The 21,309-nt window shown below is 54.3% G+C and carries 15 protein-coding genes and 2 pseudogenes; 7 read left to right on the top strand and 10 right to left on the bottom strand.

The window, feature by feature from the left end:
• Nucleotides 1-5: 5 nt before the first annotated feature.
• Nucleotides 6-5,351: an ATP-binding protein gene (locus DFS28_RS03660; protein ID WP_158539661.1), complete on the bottom strand. Its 5,346-nt coding sequence runs from the start codon at nt 5,349-5,351 to the stop codon at nt 6-8.
• Between the two features lie 1,324 nt (nt 5,352-6,675).
• Between DFS28_RS03660 and DFS28_RS03650 the strand changes: the two are divergent.
• A pseudogene (locus DFS28_RS03650) lies at nt 6,676-7,026 on the top strand (transposase domain-containing protein); the annotation flags it as partial.
• A 46-nt stretch (nt 7,027-7,072) separates the two neighbouring features.
• Here the strand turns inward: DFS28_RS03650 and DFS28_RS03645 are convergent.
• The 8 genes from DFS28_RS03645 to DFS28_RS03600 all read right to left on the bottom strand — a co-directional run bounded on the left by DFS28_RS03645 (nt 7,073) and on the right by DFS28_RS03600 (nt 15,742).
• Nucleotides 7,073-7,366: a fructose-bisphosphate aldolase gene (locus DFS28_RS03645; RefSeq protein ID WP_111448605.1), complete on the bottom strand. Its 294-nt coding sequence runs from the start codon at nt 7,364-7,366 to the stop codon at nt 7,073-7,075.
• Nucleotides 7,367-8,042: 676 nt separating this feature from the next.
• The gene (locus DFS28_RS03635) at nt 8,043-8,876 is read right to left on the bottom strand and encodes a suppressor of fused domain protein (RefSeq protein WP_111448603.1); all 834 of its coding nucleotides are present in this window, start codon (nt 8,874-8,876) and stop codon (nt 8,043-8,045) included.
• Nucleotides 8,877-8,970: 94 nt separating this feature from the next.
• Nucleotides 8,971-9,753, bottom strand: coding sequence for a hypothetical protein (locus DFS28_RS03630; protein ID WP_132834029.1), 783 nt, complete (start codon nt 9,751-9,753; stop codon nt 8,971-8,973).
• Between the two features lie 543 nt (nt 9,754-10,296).
• Nucleotides 10,297-11,712 carry a cytosine permease gene (locus tag DFS28_RS03620; protein WP_111448600.1) on the bottom strand — a complete coding sequence of 472 codons (1,416 nt, stop codon included), beginning with the start codon at nt 11,710-11,712 and terminating at the stop codon, nt 10,297-10,299.
• A 287-nt stretch (nt 11,713-11,999) separates the two neighbouring features.
• Nucleotides 12,000-13,151, bottom strand: coding sequence for an acetylornithine deacetylase (gene argE / locus DFS28_RS03615; RefSeq protein WP_111448599.1), 1,152 nt, complete (start codon nt 13,149-13,151; stop codon nt 12,000-12,002).
• Nucleotides 13,148-13,825, bottom strand: a complete 678-nt coding sequence (locus DFS28_RS03610) for a DUF1028 domain-containing protein (protein ID WP_111448598.1) — start codon at nt 13,823-13,825, stop codon at nt 13,148-13,150. Before DFS28_RS03610 ends, argE begins: the two co-directional genes overlap by 4 nt.
• A gap of 165 nt (nt 13,826-13,990) precedes the next feature.
• Nucleotides 13,991-14,407 (bottom strand): RidA family protein, encoded by a 417-nt coding sequence (locus DFS28_RS03605; RefSeq protein WP_008027166.1) that lies wholly within the window; start codon nt 14,405-14,407, stop codon nt 13,991-13,993.
• 24 nt (nt 14,408-14,431) lie between these two features.
• On the bottom strand, nt 14,432-15,742 hold the full coding sequence (locus DFS28_RS03600; protein ID WP_111448597.1) for an NAD(P)/FAD-dependent oxidoreductase: 1,311 nt from the start codon (nt 15,740-15,742) through the stop codon (nt 14,432-14,434).
• Between the two features lie 392 nt (nt 15,743-16,134).
• Here DFS28_RS03600 and DFS28_RS03595 point away from each other — a divergent pair, with 392 nt between their 5' ends.
• The 4 genes from DFS28_RS03595 (at nt 16,135) to DFS28_RS03580 (ending at nt 20,081) form a co-directional block, all read left to right on the top strand.
• Entirely contained in the window at nt 16,135-16,797 is a 663-nt protein-coding gene (locus DFS28_RS03595) for a hypothetical protein (RefSeq protein WP_111448596.1), read from the top strand.
• Nucleotides 16,798-16,855: 58 nt separating this feature from the next.
• Nucleotides 16,856-17,677 (top strand): polyphosphate kinase 2, encoded by an 822-nt coding sequence (gene ppk2 / locus DFS28_RS03590; protein WP_111448595.1) that lies wholly within the window; start codon nt 16,856-16,858, stop codon nt 17,675-17,677.
• 49 nt (nt 17,678-17,726) lie between these two features.
• Nucleotides 17,727-19,496, top strand: a complete 1,770-nt coding sequence (locus DFS28_RS03585) for a SulP family inorganic anion transporter (RefSeq protein ID WP_111448594.1) — start codon at nt 17,727-17,729, stop codon at nt 19,494-19,496.
• 105 nt (nt 19,497-19,601) lie between these two features.
• A complete protein-coding gene (locus DFS28_RS03580) occupies nt 19,602-20,081 on the top strand; it encodes a VOC family protein (protein WP_111448593.1) in 480 nt (159 codons plus the stop codon).
• Nucleotides 20,082-20,097: 16 nt separating this feature from the next.
• On the opposite strand, the gene DFS28_RS03575 is transcribed toward DFS28_RS03580, so the two are convergent.
• Nucleotides 20,098-20,523 (bottom strand): hypothetical protein, encoded by a 426-nt coding sequence (locus DFS28_RS03575; protein WP_111448592.1) that lies wholly within the window; start codon nt 20,521-20,523, stop codon nt 20,098-20,100.
• 199 nt (nt 20,524-20,722) lie between these two features.
• On the opposite strand from DFS28_RS03575, the gene DFS28_RS03570 reads away from it, so the two are divergent.
• Nucleotides 20,723-21,094 carry a PH domain-containing protein gene (locus DFS28_RS03570; protein WP_046049313.1) on the top strand — a complete coding sequence of 124 codons (372 nt, stop codon included), beginning with the start codon at nt 20,723-20,725 and terminating at the stop codon, nt 21,092-21,094.
• 21 nt (nt 21,095-21,115) lie between these two features.
• Nucleotides 21,116-21,309: pseudogene (locus DFS28_RS03565) on the top strand (GTP pyrophosphokinase); the annotation flags it as partial.

Genomic DNA, 21,309 nt, shown 5'->3' with positions numbered 1-21,309 from the left:
GCGTCTCATCCTGCCACCTCTTGTAATCGAATATTAAATTCCTGCCAGTTTTTAGGTGCTCTGAAGCCTTCCGCGAAAAGGGGAACTTCAAATCGAATGGATGAGGAAGAATCCATTCTCAGGATTTTTAAATCTACCAAAGATCGCAATCGACGATTCCATGAGGGGCGATCGTCGATTCCGGTTAATACCTGATCAATTACAAATAAAACTGTCGCATCCTCGGCAACGAGAGAACTAGCATCAGCCACCCTATACAATAGCATCCAAAGAAGATCCCGTTCTCTGGCATCTTCCAAAGAAAGCATACTGTCGATGGGTTCCAATATTTCATATGATTTGAATGGTAGATTTACTTTGCCCTCTCCAATCAATGTAGCTATCGCTATGCGTACGTCAGTTCGTGTAGCTATTCCACTTCTAACAATGTGGGAGGTGGTTGCTCCAACTTGCCAAAGAAATTGTGGCATGCCTGCACAAAGAGTAAATGCATACTCTATAGCTGCTGCGTCAAACTGTATGAACGTTGCCACTCTTTTGGGGGCGATTAACGCTGAAGCTTCTTTAGCGTTTTTTAGGCCTTCTAATTCTATGAGCTGACTGCTACCGAAGAATGCATTTTTATATTCCCTGGCGAATATATTAATATGATTGCTTCCACACAATAGGATTCCGACGGTACCTGTCGTTTGTGAGATCTCCCGTAAACTTTGTAGTAGCTGCTCTAACTCGAGCTTCTTCCGACCACCCGCTTGATATGGCGCGACCAGAGCTTCTGCTTCATCAATTAACAATAAAAACCTTTCAGCTGTATCTCCAACCCACTCTAAAATTTTGTTGCTGAGAGCGATGAGTGAATCAGCTAGACTTTCTTCGTCAAAGCACTCTTGAATTGCTTTGCGTGCTGAACGCCAGTCGTTGTCGAAACGTGATCGAATTTTTGAACATAGTGGGTAGTTGTGGTCCGTGGATGTGAGATTCGGTCTAACAAGCCCATGGGAAATTGCTCTGAAAATTGTCTCAGCAACGGAACTGTCGGGGTTTACGAGCTCTACTCTCCGCTCGGCTAGAGAAATGTAGAAGGTGATTGCTGTCAAATTACCTGGTTGGCGGAAGCGTCGGTGAAATGCGAAAAGTAGTGATGTCTTTCCGATGCGACGCATACCAGTCAAAAGCACAGGACTTGGACGACGAGCGGAGACAAGGACTTGGTTCAAACGTTCCAGCTCATCCACGCGTCCAATGAATGCGTCTCCGAGGGCGGGTGTGTTACTAACGCCAGGGTACAGATCTAACAGAGTATCAGTGTCTAACCTCGGGCCATTGCCAGATGATAGATCCATATTTCTGATCGTGCAGATGACATCTTCTTGGAATAAATCATCGGTAACTGTTCTGGCCCTTACACGTAGACGTACAGCGTCACGTGATCCCGCTGTACGATTTTGGAACCAAGATGCACCAAATTTTAACTGTAAGGTAAAGTCGCTAGCAAAATATGTAGCCTTGTTAGAAAGTTCGAATTTTCTAGTGTTATTGTTGAATGTAACGTCGTCCTCTGGAAAAAGCATGACGTCTAATTTTATTGGTACCAATCCTTTTGGACTAATTACGATAGGTAATTCTACGATGCTATCGGTTTTAGTCGTGGTTCGAAGCTGTAGGCCTCCTTCTATATCGACAATCAACGCCGGTTTAGTAATTTGGGCTGCTGTGGGAAGGGACTTAATGAACAATCTAAACGGTGCACTTTTGGCGGAGATCGCTATTTGGTCCGCGGCAGACTGTGCTACAGGAACGAGGTCCGGTCTGTTAGATGCTACTGATCTTAGTTCGAACAGCTGGGAAAGTTTTGATGCTATATTTGGTTCGTGTTTTGCAGCTAGCCGCCCTAAAGCTTCGAATGCCTCGTGCTCATACAGCAAAGCCAACAAGGGGGCCCTAGTAGTTTGAGGTTCACCCGTATTGGTGGCTGCATCCCAAATGCGTTCTGCTACAAACACACCTAACGGTCCAGTTACTAAAAGTTCGAGAACTTTTCCCGTTCGTGTAGGTAATCCGCTAGTGAGCATTCGTCGAAACGGTGACAATTTATTGAATAGTTCAGTCCATGATCCTCCAGAGGCTGTACTACGAGGCATATTTTGATCGCCATCTATAGAGATAGCTCCAGAAAGAATCCTAAATGCTAATTCGACTCTTCTGGATTCGGTTAAAAGTGAAATCGCTTCGAGCCCAGTTGATAACCATGCTGCTGCCGATATAATCACATCTGCGGCAGCGGGAGCTGGTTTTGGAGAATCATCAGCTAAGGCGAGCGCTACGTCTGCAAGTAGCTGAGTGTTTTGCGCCCAATCGTCGTTGTTTTTAGCGTTTTTTTTGTAAAATTTTAATATGAAAGCCCAACGCTCTTCCTTCACGGCCGAATGCAATTCTGCGTCCAATTGAGAGCGGCTTTCTAATTGTGATTGTTGGTCTAGGGGTAGCGTAGTTCTAGTTCCGGAATTTAGTTGTTCCTCTGGGCACTCTCCAGTTTCGTGTAACTTCACAAGACAGATTGCAGGAGATTCCGCATCAAGTATGCAAGAAGCTACTTCCAATAGTCTATCTAGCGCTGTGGCTACAGCTTCAATTTCGTCAAGTTGATGTATTGATTTTGCGCGCTCCTCCACAAAATCGAGAAACCAACTGCAAAGTATGGTAAGTGCTTTGTTCTCGTCTCGAATAAATAAATGAGCATTTGCTCCCCAGGAAGCTAGTTTAGAAGATGCTTCTTGCACCAGATCGGCAAAATCTTTTGCTGATTCACAGGAGAGCCATCTGTCGGCGTTAAGGTTGCCTTGAAAAAAAGCAGCTATTTTGGGTGCTAACTCGGGCAAACTATTTTCAATGCCATTGAATGCTTTTTCAATGACTATTAAATGCGCGCGCTCGGCAGAACGAGAGTCTATAATCGTAGCCCATAGTGTTTCTAACTCAGCAAGAGACAGCTTGTTGTCTGAGGGTACGGCGTCTGCTGATTGTAATAGTTGTAATAATTTCTTCTGTCGAGGTTTGTTGCCTGTTTCACTGACATCATTCGCATCGGCGACAACCATTTCCAGTAAATCGATATTGTCCGAGGCTTCGGCTATCTCGAACTGCCGCACCGCTCTCTCAAATAAGTTGAACTCCTCAAAGGATTGAACTATTTCTGATCCGTACTTTGAAGATAGTGACTCTATGCGCGCCCTTAACTCTGTGAGGGCGGGCTCAACTGCCCTTGTGACCCTCGTAATTAACTCAGGGTTTGCGTGGTCTTCAGCGATTTTCCATGCCGCCGAGTATTCACTTCGTAAAAGTAACGTTTCAACGATGCTTTCTTCGGTTGGTATCTTGTCTATGATTTTGCATATCAAACAATTTGCAGCTATATCGATGGCTTTCGGTGGTGTCTCGAAGTAGAACTCTGGAAGTTCGATTAGTTCGGACGCCCAGCTAGTATCATCATTTGTCCAGTGGTGATCGAATATATTGTGAGTTGTACCTAGTAAAGTTTTAGTGTGTGGTGGCGCGGATTCATTACTTAGTATTCCTGATACTTCTCCCTCAAGCCAAGCAATTGATCCGATGGGACCATCTTGCCTAAGTTGCCGCTGTAACTTGCGAATACTGGAGGTAAATGCTCTTAGTCTTGTATCAGGTCGATGTTGTGATTCAGCCAGGAATTCAGTGAGGAGGCGTAACGCCTGACCTAAGTATCGATCTAATTGTTCTCTGTGACGTTGTTCTAGGTGATCTTCAGGTCTCTCTTCTTTAAGGGTGTAAAAAATCAAATCTCCCGGCTTTTCGGTTCCTAGAGAGCAAACAAGATCCGTTGACGCTTTGATCGAAATAACACCGTCTTTTATTAGCGGTAGAAAATATCTTTCGCGTGCTTTTTCTCTAAGTCTTCTAAAGTTTCCGCGCATGGTGGCTGGAGTTAATATGAATTTAACTAGTTCCAGTGATGCTCTATTTTCGCCCTGTCCGGGGTGTAAAATACGAACAATTTCTGAGCCGGTTGAAATTATGCCGAGATTACTTGAAATAAGTTCGGTGATATCGAAAACAGTGCGGCCAATTATTTTTACATCGGTAAGGCCTGATCCGGGATCAAATAATTGCGCTATCGGTCCGAAGTAGAGAATATCTCTTAATCTTTCTGCTGCAATAACCCTTCGAGCAGATATGTTCTTATCAAAAGCGTTAGATGTTGGGGGTACGAAGCGTAGTAATGATCTTCGGGTTTCACGGTCGTGGATAGACAACAAACAGTCAAGTACGCTATTTGGTATGGTACCCTTCGAGGCGTCAATAGAACCGCATAGCAAAATTGCACCGCCAATAACCCAGGGCGTTGTGCTGAGGATTTGAACTAGAGCGCCAATGCTTTCTGTATTTAGGGAACTAATGAAGTCTGTAAATTCAGCTGGCGAAACGCATTTTGCGTATATGAAGACTTGGTCTCTGAACGTTTTTCTTTCGTTGTCATCGGCCTCTTCGAGAAGGGATAATTCAATTAATTTTTTAAGTTGACTAATGGTTGGCGGTTGTTGGGCCTCTGCTCGCCATTTATCTAACGATGAGCCTGACGGTTTTAGGTCTATAATGGCTTCTTTGATCTGACTCAGTTCTAGTATGTCACAAACAGAGTTTTCTGAATATTTTATCTCAATTGGATCGATTGGGCGGTCCATGCCAATTGTGGTTAAAATAGTTTCCCAGCTATTATGTCTAGCAGTTTCTATTTCTGAATTGATGGTCGTTATTTTTTCTTGAGTCGCCCGAGCTTCTTCAATTGCTTCTATTGCAAGTTCCCAGCGTTCTTGTGTTGATATTATAAAGGGGGCGGCTCCTTCCTTAAATAGCTCTATAGCTGTATATTTGGATATGTTTAAATTTTCCAAGGCGTCTTTTTGGTGTGCGAGCAGCTTTTCAATCTCTCTAGAGGGGCTCCATTTTTTTTGATTATGATCTTTGTTGTGTGTTTTAAGTTGAGGTCGTTCGATGCTTGGTATTATTGTTAAGGCTATATCTTCAGCTTCCTCAGTTTCATAGCTTTCGACAGGGCTGTCCTGATCTGTAAATTGTCGTAATACTTGGCATCCAAGATCTACCGCGCCACTAATTAGTTCGCGTCGTTCATAGTCTGGAAGCAATGAGGCGAACAGTAGTACTGCTCTAGCGAATTCTAAGCTGTCGCTTTGTACGGGACATCCGCCAGTTGCGTAGGCTTTTTCTAGTATTGAGCGTGTAAGGTATGTTCCTTCGCTACTAATATCTAATCGAGGTATGCCAACTTCCAGACACCACGCTGTAAAATCTTCCATTTCATTGTCGCGTGTGTATGCAGTCCAAATTAGTAGAGAGAATGACATTTTCGGTTCGAAAGTAGAGTTTTTTATTCCCCTTCTTGAAAAACCCTTGAGGGCTGAATCCGGTATAAAAACTATTTCTGTTATTCTAGATCTTGCTAGCGGACAATTAGTTAGTGCTACTGCCATCGACCGGTCGCGTTCCGACTGGTCTTTAGAGTTAGTCTTTGGGACGATAGTTGATGTACGCTTTACGTAGTTTTTGAAGCCTTGCCTTATGACTGTAGTCGGCAAGTTAAAGCGAATGGGAAGAAGATCGAATAAAACGCAGCGGAGATGTTCATCGCTGAAAATGTCTTTGGGAATTGGGCCATCGAGAGACGTGGGCCAATGTGAATGGCTGTACGATTTTATTTTTGTCAATGAAAAAATTGACGAGTTGGACGTACTCATTCTGAACCCTTCCGTAGGCCTATCGCTGATTGTCGACCTGAAAATTTCCGTTTAATTACGATAGTGGCCATTTGCGACGACTATAACGTCAGAAGGTTCCGTGGGTAAGGTAGCGACTAGTTTTTTTGCATAGATTGCTAATAAAAAACTGACGTGAATGGGCTTTTTCTGAAGGTGTGATCTGTGCTAGGTGGCAAGCGTTTCCCGCGTATTGGCTGTCTCGATCTCCCGTAAAGTCATGAAACGTCAGCTAGTTTCGCCTTGCTTGGAGATATCGAGTTTGAGCAGAGCATCTGTATTCCGGTCGAGCGGGAGCGGGCTGCCGCATTGAATTTGCTTCCAGCGTCTAATGGGCATTTGTATTTTATTCCCTAGTTTTCCTAGGGCGGTATGGTCAAGTCAGCAGTGCTGTTAATTTATTTTTTATTCTCATCTTGTGCTTCGTTTATGTCCTTATTTACTGTGACGAGTTCCTGCTCTAGCGCTACGACTATTAGCTGTTGCCGGCGATGCGTTCGGGCGCTGTAGCGAGATTTTTGGAAACGTTCCATGAAGGCCACATTCAAAGCAACTGAGGGATCCTAGATGCTGTGCTTCCCGATTCCCTTCCGAAGCTAGCTCGTCATGATGTGATTCGATGAAAAGTCAAAAAAACTATCTGTCCCCAAGCTTGTCGACTTTCGAAAATACATTGATGGCCTGTCCGCGCTGGACGAACTGGACGAACTGGACGAACTGGACGAACTGGACGAACTGGACGGCAAAGTCGCAGTGTTCGACCTCAGTGTCTTTGTCATCCTCAAAAAGTCTACACCCGTGAAGATTCTGTATTGAGAGCACAAGACTTCTGCCTTTGGCTCAAGCGCTTTGAATCTGCGCACTTCAAAAAGTCGCCGCGGAGAATGCCTTGGGCAGAGCCGTTGGCTACCTGTCGAGCAACTGGCCAAATTTGGAGAACTAATTGCCAGTAGCAAAGCCGCCGAACGTACGATCCGACTCTTTGTCATTAGCAGAAAGAACCGGTTGTTCTGCGACATGCTTAAAGGTGTGACGGCCAGCTCAACATTACAGATTGATCTTGACTGCCAAACCCAACGGCAAAGAGTCCTACGCGTGGCTGCGCCACGCATAGGAGCGCCTACCGCAGGCGACCTCGGTTGAAGATTGCGAGGCGCTGTTGCCGTGGCGCTGCTCGATGGCATCAGGCTGGCAAAGCAAGCCTCCAATTTTGAAGTAGGTGAGGGTCATAGAGAGCGCTTACGTTTATTTCGACTAGATGTGCATCACGAACTCTTTGGTGCATCGAACCCACGCTGCTCAATCACCCGAAACACATCGCTCACATCCTGGACCATGATCCGGGCGATGTTGGTGACGGTGTTGATGTCGTTTTCGGCGTAGTCGGGGAGGCTGGTGCAGGCCATGAGGTTTAGGTATTTGAGGACGGCGCTGAGACGTTCGCTGACGCAGTTGTGGAGTTCGCGGATTGGTGCGTCGCTGTCGATGAGGAGGACGGGGTAGTCGGTGGCGAATTGGGACATGGGGGTGAAGCGGCGAGGCGGGTTGTTCGTTGTCATAAGGATGAGCTCTTCAAAGGATTATGAAGCCACCTTTCTGCTGCGAAACAAATGGGTGGCAGCTATGTGCGGGTTCGCAGACCGGAGAAGAGATCAAAGCCGGCAGACCCGAAGGTCTCCCACACACAGCCGCCATAAAACGTAACGGCGGCAAAGTTTGCCACAGTTGTTATTTAGCGGTGTGACCACTTCTCCGGGGCTGCGAAACCCCAATCGCTAACTGCGGTCAGCGACGGGTCGAATATAGGCGGCCATTTTGATGCTCACAACCGGGCTGTAGGACGCTTTCGCGGTCGTTGTGGCAAGGCTGATTGCCACTGTTTGCGGGCGTTTCGCGGCATTCCGGGAGGTGCGGAGTGCCTTAGGAAATCGGGGGCAGGTTTTGGGGCCGCTTCGCTGCCCAACGGGGGCAAGCCCTCTCGCCACAAAGGGTGAATTCCTACACGATTTTCGGAAGTCCAAATCAAACGGTTATGGCTATCAAAGAACGCGAAGGTTCTTTTGCCAACGCTCGGCACGATGTCTTTGAGGTGGAGTATCGGCGCGCTGTAGTCGATGCCCTGATCCAGAGACCAGAACATCGGGCAGTAGGTTTTCATTTGTGAACGCTCCTGGTAGGGCAACGCACTGTACGGTGCCTTTCCTGATTGCTCGCATGAAAGCGGCCGCTCGGTTTTCACACAACGCTAGCACGATTCAGATTGCTCATATGTCCGATGCCGGCGGCGTTCAAACGGCTGACCAGATCTTCGCGTGCTGCTCGCCCACCCGTTCGGACGTATTGAAGCTCCGATGCGGTGATCAATACCATCGGAACCAACCTGACCGGAGATAACGGCATGTCATCCACTCGGGTCGGGAAATCCGGCTCAGGCGCGCCCAGCAGAACGCCGGTACAGTCGTCTTCGGTCACAAAGTTTCTGGGAAGTTGATCGCTCATGTGGTGGGACAAGCTGAACCCGGGAATTTCGAGAGAGAGCGTACCGTACTGATCGAGCCGTTCGGTGACTCCTCCAGCGTCGGCCACCGTTTTGGCAACGTGCTCCAACAGTTCGAATGCCCAGCTGTTTTTCAATGGGTCGACCTCACCGAGGGCGCCACGGGCGTGCTTGGGTATGTCAGCTGTTTCCATGAACAACTCCATCTCGAAACCATTGCCCATCCCTTCAACTCCATCGAATGGATCCGACAAGCCGTCGGTGGCAAGGAGTATCGAGTCACCACGGCGGACCACCCGGTAGGCCTGACGAGTCGAGGGCCAGTCAGGGCCACCCCTGAAACTCGGACTGATCATATAGGCAATGACATCCCGCTCGACGGTGCCGACAGAGTGCCAATGACGATCCAGGCACGCTTCGCCGGCGAGTCGCGCCGCCAGATTGGACGCTTCAGCCTCGTTCAACTCACCGATATCAACCAGCTTGTGGAATGCCTGGATTTGCGGTTCGACCCGGAGGGCTGGGGTGGCAGGGCTTCTCAGTGAGTCGAGAAGCTTCTTAAAGAAATTCATGTGCGTTCCTTGTCGGGTGTTGGCATTGATGTGAAAACGCGGAAGCAGATTGTGCTTCCACTTCAACGGTTGTTTTTGCTAGTGGCCAGGCAACTCAAGATTCCACCACCTCAATCGTCCATTCGCCCTGCACGTTCCGCGTGACGTATTGGATCGGCACAAACATTCCATACATTTCGAGGTAGACGTAAATGTCGGTGCTGTATTGGTAGGCATCTCTTGTGCAACTGAGTACCTTGGCAGTCCCGGTCAAACTCGGGTGATACGTGCTGGCGGGTTTCTGCGACTGCACCTCACAGCTGTATCTGTCGTCGACCGGCACCAAAGCTCTGGGACCTTTCCCGTCGTTGGTATAAAGAAGCTGCATATCCTGCGCCGTGTATCGCAGGAGGGCGCCGACCGGCATGTTCGCCCAATCGCCCTCGAAGCTGAGTTTCGTCAGCGCCTTATTCTCGATCGTTATCTCACCTGCATGATTGTTGAATTCACTTTCAGCCAGGTCAATCAGACCCCGGAAAGTGACTTTGGCCCACTGACTTCCTCTGTCTTTAAAGCGCTCCGTCAGTTGTTTGCTCGTCTCGTCAGAAAGGTATTTCGAGTCACGCCCGTTGAGCCGCACGGCTTCATCTGAATACTGTCTTGGCTCGGAGTTATCCTTGAACACCCGGCGCAGGTGCTGAATGCTTTTCTCCGGTTTGGGCATATTCAATGCCTCGATGGCTTTCAACACCGGGGTGGCAACGACGGGGGGCGGTGCTTCGAAGGGCGACTGCTCACGCCCTTCAAATTGTTTGTGTTGCTCCAGCGACTGCGGTTTGCCACAGGCCACTTGAACCAGCTGACGCTCATCGAGCTGCTGCGGTCGATCATTTGCCAATCCTGATGCTCGGGTGCCAAGAACACACGCCATTGAGGCGGTGTTGTCTGGGCACAAACCTGCTTCAACTGCGCACTTTGCAGGTACTGGCTCTTTTGTTCCGCAGGCAATTGCCAGGACTCCTCTGAACGCCCCCGCGGTTTAACGGCGAATAGAGACATCCCCGCTTTGCTGCTGTAAGCCATTTGCGCATGCACGATCGAGTTTGGCTCGGGTGTCTCGAACATCACACTGTTGAAAACCTCAAGGCCTGGCAGGACCTCAGGTGTTGTGATTTGAGTGGGCGGGGGATTTGTCGCTTGGCACCCGGAGAGGATCAAGGCAGCGGCGAGCAGTGAAAAAAGGCTGAATGGGTGGGACGTGGCATCCATGCGGGCGTACTTCATTGAAAGAGTGATGGCATATTAACATGAGTGCTGGCTGCCAAATAGGACGGCGCTTATAGCGACGATATTGTGTTCGTGCAGTGCCCCCGGACAGAACAAAATAAAAAAACCCGCATCACCGTGCGGGTTTTTTCGTTTGAAAATTGCGCGTTATCCCTTATGCGGCGCTCGCCAGTTTCCCCCCAGACAATCGACGTTTATAAGCACTGTCCCGACTGGCCAACCACCAGTACAACGGCGAAGTCACCAACAACCCCACCAACCACGACAAATCCGCCCCATTGATGTGCTCGGAAATCGGCCCGACATACAGCGGCGTATTCATAAACGGAATCTGCACCACAATCCCAATCGCATACGCCAACAACGCCTGCGGGTTGTACCGCCCATAAATCCCGCCATCAACCTTGAAGATTGAGCCGATGTCGTACTGACCTTTGTGAATCGCATAGAAGTCGATCAGGTTGATCGCGGTCCACGGCACCAGCACGACGAGCAGCACCAGCACCATGTCGACGAAGTGGCCGATGAAGTTGGCGGAGGCGCCGACGGCGGCGAAGCAGCAGGCGGCGAGGACGATGATGGAGAGGACGGCGCGGCTTTTTGCGGTGGGGATCCAGCGGTAGGCGAAGGTTTGGACCAGGGTGATCAGCGACAGTACGGCGCCGTAGAGGTTGAGGGCGTTGTGGCTGATGACGCTGAGCAGGAACAGCACGAGCATCAGGGGGCCGATGGAGCCGGTGGCGAGTTTGACTGCGTCCATGGTGTCCATGCCGACGGGGGTGGCGAGGACGGCGACGGCGCCGAATATGAACGAGAGGCTGGAGCCGAGCACAGTGCCCAGGTAGGTGGTCCAGAACGTTGCGGCGACGGGTACGTTGGCGGGCAGGTAGCGCGAGTAATCGGAGACGTAGGGCGCGAAGGCGATTTGCCAGAGTGCGGCGAGGGAGACGGTGGCGAGCCAGCCGGAGATGTTGAAGCTGCCGCGGGTGAGGAAGTCGGCGGTATGCACGTGGGTGAAGATGTAGCCGAAGCCCAGCACGATGCCGGCGCCGAGCACCCAGGTGCCGATGCGGTTGAGTACGTGGATGAAGCGGTAGCCGATGATGCCGATGATGCCAGAGCCGAGGGCGCCGATGACGATGCCTACCGGCACCGGCACGCTGTCGACTACGCCGTGCAGGGATTTGCCGGCGAGGACGATGTTGGAGGCGAAGAAGCCGATGTACATGATGCCGGCGATCAGCACCACCAGCAGTGCGCCGAGGGAGCCGAACTGGGCGCGGCTCTGGATCATTTGCGGAATGCCCATCTGCGGGCCTTGCGCCGAGTGCAGCGCCATCAGCACGCCGCCGACCAGGTGGCCGACGAGGATGGCGACGATGCCCCACACCAGGTTCAGGTGGAACATTTGCACGCCGAGGGCGCCGGTGACGATGGGCAGTGGGGCGATGTTGCCGCCGAACCAGAGGGTGAACAGGTCGCGGGTTTTTCCGTGGCGATCTTCGGGCGGCACGTAGCCGATGGTGTGTTTTTCGATGAGCGGGGCGGAGGTTGTTGCTGCGGTAACCATGACGGACTCCAAGGCAATTTGAGTACGTGGACGTACTTCGGTGAGCGCTGCACGGGGCGACGCTTTTCTTGTTGGAGTTGATGATGTGCGGTGGGGAGTGAGAGATAAATTAGTAAGTTTGTGGGTATAGACGCTAAAAAATGTATGTCGTGTGGTCGCCGCAAAACCCTGTGGGAGCGGGCTTGCTCGCGAAGGCGGAGTGTCAGTCGACAATGATGTTGGCTGACACTCCGCCTTCGCGAGCAAGCCCGCTCCCACAGGGGATTTTTTGGGGTTCAAAATCCTTGCTATTTGCTGATTGATTGCAGCATTCGATGGAGCATGGTGTCGCAGGCGGTGAGTTGTTCGAGGCTGACGAATTCGTCGGGTTTGTGGCCTTGGTCCATGCTGCCGGGGCCGCAGACGACGGTGGCAATGCCTGCGGCGTCGAATAGGCCGCCTTCGGTGCCGAAGGCTACGGTGCCGAACTCTCGGGAGCCGGAGAACGCAGCAATCAATTCAGCCGCTTCGCTGTGCGCATCGGTCGCCAAACCGGGATACGCCGACAACTCGCTGAAGCGAATCTCGCTCTGTTCACTCACCGCCCGCATGCGCGGCAAAACCTGTTGCTCGGCATAAGTCTTAAGCTCCTGCGCAACGTCACTCGGATCATGCGAGGGCAGGGTGCGGATTTCGAAGTCGAAGCGGCAATCGGCGGGGACGATGTTCAAGGCCTTGCCGCCAGAAATCACGCCGGTTTGCACGGTGCTGAACGGCGGATCGAAACGGGCGTCGTGATGCTCCGGCGCTTTGAGCCGGTTGCCGATCCGCCCCAGTTCACCGATCAGTTCGGCGGCGTATTCAATCGCATTGACCCCGAGCGGTGCGTACGCCGAATGGCACGCTTCACCGTGAATGTCGCAGCGCATCGCCAGTTTGCCTTTATGGCCGAGCACCGGTTTGAGCTCGGTCGGTTCACCAATGATGCAGAGCATCGGTTTGACCGGACGCTTTTCCAATTCCGACAGCAACGAACGCACACCCAGGCAGCCGACTTCCTCATCGTACGAAAGCGCGATGTGCACCGGCAGCCGCAGCGTGGCGTTCACCAGCGACGGGACCAGCGCGAGTACGCAGGCGATGTAGCCTTTCATGTCTGCGGTGCCGCGACCGTATAACTTGCCGTCGCGCTCGGTGAGTTCGAACGGCGCAACGGTCCACGGCTGGCCGTCGACGGGCACCACGTCGGTGTGCCCCGACAGCACGATGCCCGGCCGGTCCGCCGGACCAATGGTCGCGAACAGGTTGGCCTTGTTGCGCTGCTCGTTGTAGACCAGCTCGCAAGGCACGTCGAAGCGTTCAAGGTAGTCGCGGACAAACTCGATGAGGTGCAGGTTTGATTCGCGGCTGGTGGTGTCAAACGCCACCAACGTTTTCAGCAAATCGCGGCTGTTGCTCATCGGTCGTCTCCGGCAACACCGTAGCCAGGAGATTTGTCAGGGGCCAGGGCGCGGTCGATGTAGTCCTGAACCTGTGGGCGATAGGCGTCCCAGAGTTTCTCAAGCTGGCCGATTGGATCGTGATCTGCCCAATCCACCCGCAGGTTGATGATCGGCCAGGTCAATTCGCCGACCACCACCACCGCCGCCGAATGCACCGGCCCGGCTTCGCCGCCTGCCGCGATGGCCGCTTTCATGGCCGCGAGCAGGCGGTCGGTCAGTTGGCCCTCGCCATGCTCGAACGCCTCGACCATGGCTTCGATCACCGAACGGTCCGCCAGCATGTTGCCGGCAGCGACGCATTGGTCGCCGGACACGGCGTTGTGGTTGCCCAGGGTTTGTGCGCCGCTGAAGTGTGCGGTGCGGCCGAGGTGGTCAATCGCGGTGATCTGGCGATATTGGCTGAAGCCGTTGCGGGTCAGGACTTTGTCTAGTGCCTCAGCCGGTGCAAGGCCCTGTTCCATGAGGGCGAGGACTTCCGGGCCGAGAGACGGCAAGGTGATGTTTTGTGTGGAGACGGCGCCGACGCCCGGCAGCAGCCAGGGGCAGCGGGCGCCGACGGCGATGCTTGAGGAACTGATCGCAATGCCGAACTGACCGGTTTCGGGGCAACGTGCTGCGATGGAGAATGTCATGGTTTTGCTCCTGGTTTAGCCTTGGCAAAGTGGGTGTCTGGGCGGGCCCCTTCGCGAGCAAGCCCGCTCCCACATTTGATCTGCGTCGCACACACACTATGTGTTCGCTGAAGATCCCCTGTGGGAGCGGGCTTGCTCGCGAAGGCCGCGCCTCGGTCTACTTCCTTACTCAGGAATCACCGCAATCACATCAATCTCCATCAACCACTGCGGCTGCCCCAACGCGGACACCACCAACCCGGTCGAAATCGGAAACACGCCCTTAAGCCACTTGCCCACTTCCTGATACACCGGCTCGCGGTAACGCGGATCGATCAGGTAGGTGGTGGTTTTCACGATGTGGCTAAGGTCGCTACCAGCCTCTTCCAGCAATTGTTTGACGTTGCGCATGGCTTGCTCGGTTTGCGCTCGCGGGTCGCCGAGGCCCACCAGGTTGCCTTCGAAATCAGTCCCGACCTGGCCGCGAACATAAACGGTGTTGCCAGCCCGGACGGCTTGGCACAGGTCATTGTCCAGGCTCTGGTTCGGGTAGGTTTCCTTGGTGTTGAACATGCGAATACGGGTATGGGTTGGCGTGGACATTTGAAGCTCCTAAAGAAAAATGGCTCAAGCGCTGACAGTTGCTTTATGGACGGCCGGGACGGTTTCAGCCTCGCGTTGCGCGGCGTCGTGGTAGTCGAGGTAGGAACGCTGGATGGCGATGTGATCAGCCACGTACTTGGCGTCGTGCCAAACGCCCCAGATGAACGAAGATCCGCGGCGGGACTGCCACGGCAGGCCGAGGAAATACACGCCCGGCTCACTCGACACTCCGCGTTGATGCGCCGGTTTGCCGTTGTCGTCGAAGGCGTCAACCTTGAGCCAGCTGTAATCCGTGGCAAAACCGGTGGCCCAGATGATCGAGGTCACGCCGGCCTTAGCCAGATCGAGCTCAAGAATCGGGTGAGTCACGCATTCCGGATCGGAAAAGGTCATGCGCGCTTCAGGTTCTTCTGGCAGGTCCAGGCCGTTGCGCTCGATGTAGGCATCGGCGGCATTGAGCAGCGCCAGATAGTTCTCATCGCCGCGGGCCAGGTTCTCGGCAAGGTTCGGTTGAAACGTCGCTACGCCGCCGTTGAACGATTGGGTCAAACCCACCAGCGTCATGCCGCGATGGGCCAGCCCACGGAAGTCCACCGTGCGGCCGCCATGTGCGCCGCTGACCGCGATGGTCACGTGTTCCCGGCCGGGTTTCATGGCCGCCTGATCCCACTCGCCCAGCACACCCAACCACCAGCAGAAATCACGGTTGCGATAGGCGCGAGGAGGGCGGTCGTGGGCGCCGACCGAGAGGTAAACCTTCTTGCCGGCCCGCTGCAGTTCATCAGCGATTTGCACGCCCGACGACCCGGCACCGACCACCAGAACAGCGCCTTCGGGCAGTTGCGCCGGGTTGCGGTATTCGGCCGAGTGGATCTGGGTGAATGGCTGATCTTTCGGCGCGATTGGCGGGATAACCGGACGCTGGAAAGGCCCGGTGGCAGCCACCACGCGGTTGGCTTCGATCACGCCTTCAGAGGTTTCAATGGTGAAGCCTGGGCGACCGACATTGCGCTCAACTTTCAGTACGTCCACGCCGGTGCGGATCGGGGCGTTGAATTTTTTGGCGTAGGCTTCGAAATAGTCGGCGACCCGCTCTTTCGGGGCGAAGTCGTCGGGGCTGAGGTCGTCGAAATCGAGACCGGGAAAACGGTCGTGCCAGGCCGGACCATTCGCCACCAGCGAATCCCAGCGCCCGGTGCGCCAGCGTTCGGCGATACGGTTGCGCTCCAGTACCAGGTGCGGCACGCCGAGTTTGCTCAAGTGTTCACTCATGGCCACGCCAGCCTGACCGGCGCCAACAATCAGCGTATCTGTTTTTATTTTTTCAGTGGTCATCTCTATACCCTTCGAAGTTGGATTTAGGTCGGTAACGGCCTGCCATTTCTTGGGGTCAAGACTAGGGATCACCCTGGTATCGGTAAAATATTATTAAGCTGGCATTTGAGTATAAATAACTGATGCAGAGCGTTTGGTTTGGCGGCTCGCCCTTTAAACGCTAGGCGCTGGCATCGGCCTGCAGGGCGGCATTGAGTCCGGACAGGGAAGTGGCGCTCAAAGAAATCTCCTTGGAAACAAGGTTCAATCGCAAAAGTCTAGTCGTTGTCGATATGGCGCGTTGTGACAGGTCAAGTCTGAACTAAGCTGTCCGGTGTGCTGGCGGATGCAGGGCTTGGCACGGCTGAAAACCAGAACCACGCTGACACAGCCGCCGTGGCGAGGATGAGCGCATGCGAAGCACTGGAGAGCAAAAGCGGGCCCGTGTTCTTGATCCGGTCGACCGTGTCACGGAGGTCATCTTCGGCCTGCTGATGGCAATGACCTTCACTGGGACGATCAGCGTGGCCACGTCAGGCCAGGAGGCGGAGCGCACGATGATGATCGCCGCGCTGGGTTGCAACCTCGCCTGGGGACTCGCCGACGCGGTGATGTATTTGCTGCGAACCCTGATCGAGCGCACGCGCAACCGTACGCTTTGCACCAACCTGGTCGGTGCGACGGACGCCGCCGCCGGGCAAGCGCTCATTGCCGAGGCGTTACCCCCGCGTCTCGCCGCTGCTGCCGGCCCTGAAGAGCTGGAATCGTTGCGTCGCCGCCTGGTCGAATATTCATCCATGCCGGTACAGCCGCGCCTCGGTTGGGACGATTTCAGGGGCGCTTTCGGCGTATTTCTGTTGGTGGTGTTCTCGACTTTCCCGCTGGTGGTGCCGTTTCTGTTGCTCGACCAGACGGCACTCGCTGTGCGCCTGTCTAACCTGATAGGACTCGGGGTGCTGTTCATCGCCGGTTGGATGCTCTCGAAGTACGCCGGCGCAAAACCGTGGCAAGGCGGTCTTGCCACGGCCGTCATCGGCGCTGTATTGATCACCGCGATCATCGCGCTCGGCGGATGAGCAGAAAGCAACCTACGCTCAATACCTATTGGCGACTGGCATCTATGAGGTCTTGGTCATGGCAAAGGACAAGAAGAAAGCCCCTAAGCGTAATGCTGCTGAAACCCTGAAGCTGAAAAACAAGGATTACCTGGAGCAACTGCGCGACCTGCATGTCGAGTTGGTCAAGTTGCAGGAGTGGGTAAAAGCCAAAGGCATCAAGATCTGCATCGTCTTTGAAGGGCGCGATGGCGCTGGCAAGGGCGGAACGATCAAGGCGATTACCGAACGTGTCAGCCCGCGTGTCTTTCGGGTGGTGGCGCTAACGGCGCCGAGTGATCGAGAGAAAAGCCAGATGTATGTCCAGCGTTACCTGCCGCACCTGCCCGCGGCCGGCGAAGTGGTGATCTTCGATCGCAGTTGGTACAACCGGGCGGGCGTCGAGCGGGTGATGGGGTTCTGCACCAAAGAGCAGGTGGCCAATTTCCTGCGGACAACGCCTCTGGTGGAGCGGGCAATCGTCGACTCGGGCGTGATCCTGCTCAAATACTGGCTGGAAGTCAGCGAAGAGGAGCAGACCCGTCGGCTTCAGGAGCGCATCAAGGATGGGCGCAAAATCTGGAAACTGACCCCCATGGACCTCAAGTCATACAGCCGCTGGTATGACTATTCACGCGCGCGCGACGACATGTTCAAGGCAACCGACACCGATCATGCCCCATGGCTGGTGGCCAACTCGAACGACAAGCGGCGGGCGCGCCTTAACATCATCAACGATTTGCTCAGCCGGATCCCGTACAAGGAAGTCGAACGCAAGGAGGTGATATTGCCCAAACGGCAGAAGGCAGGCGGCTATCGCGACCCGGATTATCCGCACCGGCGAGTGCCCGAAAAATTCTGACGGACACGTTTAAACGAATCTGCGCTGTACACCTATAGGCCACAGCTCTATGAGCGATTCGGATTCTTCACCTCCCGTCCCGGAACCGGGCCGGATTGCACACCGCAATACCGGCGTGCAATCGGGCTGGAGCCGTTGGCTTCCCGGGCTTCGCACGCTGCGTGGGTATCAGGTTGCCTGGTTGCGTCACGACATCATGGCCGGGCTGGTGCTCACCACGATGTTGGTACCCGTCGGCATCGCCTACGCCGTGGCATCGGGCGTACCCGGCATCTATGGCCTCTACGCGACCATCGTTCCACTACTCGCTTACGCATTGTTCGGGCCTAGCCGGATTCTGGTGCTGGGCCCGGATTCCTCACTGGCCGCCGTTATCCTTGCAGTCGTGCTGCCGCTGTCGGGCGGCGACCCGCATCGCGCCGTCGCCCTGGCGGGCATGATGGCGATCGTTTCAGGGGTTGTGTGCATCCTGGCGGGCATCATGCGTTTGGGCTTCATCACGGAGTTGCTTTCCAAACCGATCCGCTACGGCTACATGAACGGCATCGCGCTGACGGTTTTGATCAGTCAATTGCCCAAGTTTTTCGGTTTTTCGATTGAGTCCGACGGCCCGCTAAGAAACATATGGGCGATCATCACCGCGGTGATGGAAGGAAAGACCAACTGGACCGCGTTCATGATTGGCGCAGCCACCTTGGTCGTGATCCTGCTGCTCAAGGGCTTCAAACGCGTGCCGGGCATCTTGATCGCTGTGGCAGGCGCGACCATTGCCGTCGGTGTGCTGGACCTTGCCGCGCGTGCGGGTGTGTCGGTCCTGGGCGCTCTGCCGCAAGGTTTACCGGCGTTCGCCATCCCCTGGATCACCCGCGCCGATATTGTCCCCGTGCTCATCGGCGGTTTCGCCGTCGCCTTGGTGTCGTTCGCCGATACCAGCGTGCTCTCGCGCGTGTATGCGGCACGGACCCATTCCTATGTCGATCCGAACCAGGAGATGGCAGGGCTCGGTTTTGCCAATCTGGCGGCGGGGTTTTTCCAGGGCTTTCCAATCAGCAGCAGTTCGTCACGCACCCCCGTGGCCGAAGCCGCAGGCGCCAAAACCCAGTTGACCGGGGTTGTCGGCGCGCTGGCCGTTGCCCTGCTGCTGATGGTGGCGCCGAACCTGTTGCAGAGTTTGCCCAGCAGCGCACTGGCAGCGGTCGTGATCGCCTCGGCCATCGGCCTGATTGAAGTCGCCGACCTGCGACGCATTTATCGTATCCAGCGCTGGGAGTTCTGGTTGTCGATCGTCTGCACCGTCGGTGTGGCCGTGTTCGGTGCGATCGAGGGCATCGGGCTGGCCATCGTGATCGCCGTCATCGAATTTCTGTGGGATGGCTGGCGGCCGTATTCCGCGGTGCTGGGGCAAGCCAAGGGGGTCAGGGGCTACCACGACATCCAGCGTTATCCCGACGCGAGCCTTATCCCCGGTATGGTGTTGTTTCGCTGGGATGCGCCGTTGTTTTTCGCCAATGCCGAACTGTTCAATAACCGAGTGCTTGCCGCCGTAGCAGCGTCGCCTACGCCCGTGCGCTGGTTGGTCGTTGCGGCAGAACCCGTCACCAGTGTGGACGTGACCTCTGCCGACATGCTGGCTGAACTGGACGACACCTTGCACGCGGCGGGTATCAAGTTGTGCGTGGCCGAGATGAAGGACCCGGTCAAGGACAAGCTGAAGCGATTCGGGCTGTTCGCGCGGCTTGGCGAAACGGCGTTCTTTCCAACCATCGACGATGCCGTCGACAGCTACCTGGTGATCCATCCGGTGGACGCGGCGCGCTGATTGGCATGGGCGTCACTCAGCGCTTGGGGTTTTCTACCTTCAAGGTGCACGAAGAGAGAACCCGTACCAGAATGCACGAACCCGTTTTGATTCTGGAGAACCAAGATGATCAGCAAAAACACGATTTGTCTGTGGTACGACGGCACCGCGCTGGACGCTGCGACGTTCTACGCCAAGACGTTTCCCGACAGCGCTGTGGGCGCAGTCCTTCGCGCGCCTGGCGACTATCCGGCAGGCAAACAGGGCGATGTCCTGACGGTCGAGTTCACGGTGATGGGCATCCCTTGTCTCGGACTGAACGGGGGCTCGGGGATCAAGCACAACCAGGCTTTTTCGTTCCAGGTGGCAACCGACGACCAAGCCGAAACGGACCGCTTGTGGAACGCGATTGTCGGAAATGGCGGTCAGGAAAATGTATGCGGCTGGTGCCAGGACAAGTGGGGATTGTCATGGCAGATCACACCCCGTGTTCTGAGCGCCGCGATAGCCAATCCTGATCAAGCAGCAGCCAAGCGCGCGTTCGACGCCATGATGGAGATGGGAAAAATCGACATCGCTGGGATTGAAGCGGCGGTTAAGGGTTAACCCACGCTGCTGGGGGTTACTGCGATTTCCAGTGACCTCCACCCGACTCGCAATCAATTTTCGCCTGACTCAAATGCTCAGCGTCGTAGTAATACGTAGTGACCTGAGCATTGTTCGGAATACTCAGTGATGTGCTGCTCTTGTCCTTGCTGGTGGAGTGAGGATTGGCCAGCGATTCTTGGGTCAACGTGGCGATGCAAGTGGCCTGAGCATGATCGGCGCACTGTTCGACTTTTTTCTTGGTGCTGATCAGCATGTCTTTGCTCTCGTTGCTGCATGACCAATCGATGGCGTTCACCGGCATGCCTTCGTACTCATAGCAGCTATGCGTTTCGACCACCGGCACGGAAGGGCTTTGAGAGCGGGTCAGCACGTCACAACCTTCAGCCATGACCAGGCTGGGACTCAGGCTGGCCAGCAAAAACAGCAGTCTACTGTTCATCGGGATTTCCTCTCCAATGGCGCCTTGCTTGATCAAAGATCAGCGCTGATAGGGTTTCGAAAACGCGATGGCGCGTGGGGTTCCATTGGTTTTTTAGATCCGCCATGGGCGAGGGCGAAAAAAGCGCAGGGCCGATGGTATGCTCGCCGCGCCACGCGCTGGCAATCCAGGGAACACTCTTTAAGGAAGGGAATGGCGGATGATCGATTTCAACAACAAAGGCTTTTTCAAACTCAAGCAAAACAACGAGTACGCAGAGCGAGTCACCGCGCTGCTACTGGACGGCGAGCAGGTCATTGATGCCTATAAATCCATGCGCGACGGCGTGGTGTTTACCAACAAACGCATCATCGCGGTGAACGTGCAAGGCATCACCGGCAGCAAAAAAGACTTCACTTCGTTGCCCTACAAAAACATCGTCGCTTACTCCGTGGAAACCTCGGGCACCTTCGACCTGGATTCTGAGCTGGAAATCTACTTCTCGGCGCTGGGCAGAGTGAAGTTTGAATTCACCGGAAGGACGTCGATGGTCGAGATTTCCAAACTTATTTCACAGCATCTGTTGGGCTGAACCCGGATTTTCGAGAACGCCATGAGCCAGACACTGGAACGCGCCATTGCCATCGCCGCCACCGCGCACGAAGGCCAAGTCGACAAGGGCGGTAGCCCTTACATCCTGCATCCGCTGAAAGTCATGTTGCGGGTCAACACGCTGGAAGAACGCATCGTCGCGGTGCTGCATGACGTGGTCGAGGACTGCGGCATCAGCCTTGATGACCTGCGCAA

The organism is Pseudomonas sp. 478, from assembly GCF_003254125.1.
Taxonomy (GTDB): Bacteria; Pseudomonadota; Gammaproteobacteria; order Pseudomonadales; family Pseudomonadaceae; genus Aquipseudomonas.
This window is presented reverse-complemented; position numbering and strand designations above follow the sequence as displayed.

Bases quoted from the DNA above. Each gene is read 5' to 3' on its own strand.
- DFS28_RS03660 (WP_158539661.1), bottom strand. From the start codon at position 5,351: ATGGAAGATTTTACAGCGTGGTGTCTGGAAGTTGGCATACCTCGATTA.
- DFS28_RS03645 (WP_111448605.1), bottom strand. From the start codon at position 7,366: ATGACAACGAACAACCCGCCTCGCCGCTTCACCCCCATGTCCCAATTC.
- DFS28_RS03635 (WP_111448603.1), bottom strand. From the start codon at position 8,876: ATGAATTTCTTTAAGAAGCTTCTCGACTCACTGAGAAGCCCTGCCACC.
- DFS28_RS03620 (WP_111448600.1), bottom strand. From the start codon at position 11,712: ATGGTTACCGCAGCAACAACCTCCGCCCCGCTCATCGAAAAACACACC.
- argE (WP_111448599.1), bottom strand. From the start codon at position 13,151: ATGAGCAACAGCCGCGATTTGCTGAAAACGTTGGTGGCGTTTGACACC.
- DFS28_RS03610 (WP_111448598.1), bottom strand. From the start codon at position 13,825: ATGACATTCTCCATCGCAGCACGTTGCCCCGAAACCGGTCAGTTCGGC.
- DFS28_RS03605 (WP_008027166.1), bottom strand. From the start codon at position 14,407: ATGTCCACGCCAACCCATACCCGTATTCGCATGTTCAACACCAAGGAA.
- DFS28_RS03600 (WP_111448597.1), bottom strand. From the start codon at position 15,742: ATGACCACTGAAAAAATAAAAACAGATACGCTGATTGTTGGCGCCGGT.
- DFS28_RS03595 (WP_111448596.1), top strand. From the start codon at position 16,135: ATGCGAAGCACTGGAGAGCAAAAGCGGGCCCGTGTTCTTGATCCGGTC.
- ppk2 (WP_111448595.1), top strand. From the start codon at position 16,856: ATGGCAAAGGACAAGAAGAAAGCCCCTAAGCGTAATGCTGCTGAAACC.
- DFS28_RS03585 (WP_111448594.1), top strand. From the start codon at position 17,727: ATGAGCGATTCGGATTCTTCACCTCCCGTCCCGGAACCGGGCCGGATT.
- DFS28_RS03580 (WP_111448593.1), top strand. From the start codon at position 19,602: ATGATCAGCAAAAACACGATTTGTCTGTGGTACGACGGCACCGCGCTG.
- DFS28_RS03575 (WP_111448592.1), bottom strand. From the start codon at position 20,523: ATGAACAGTAGACTGCTGTTTTTGCTGGCCAGCCTGAGTCCCAGCCTG.
- DFS28_RS03570 (WP_046049313.1), top strand. From the start codon at position 20,723: ATGATCGATTTCAACAACAAAGGCTTTTTCAAACTCAAGCAAAACAAC.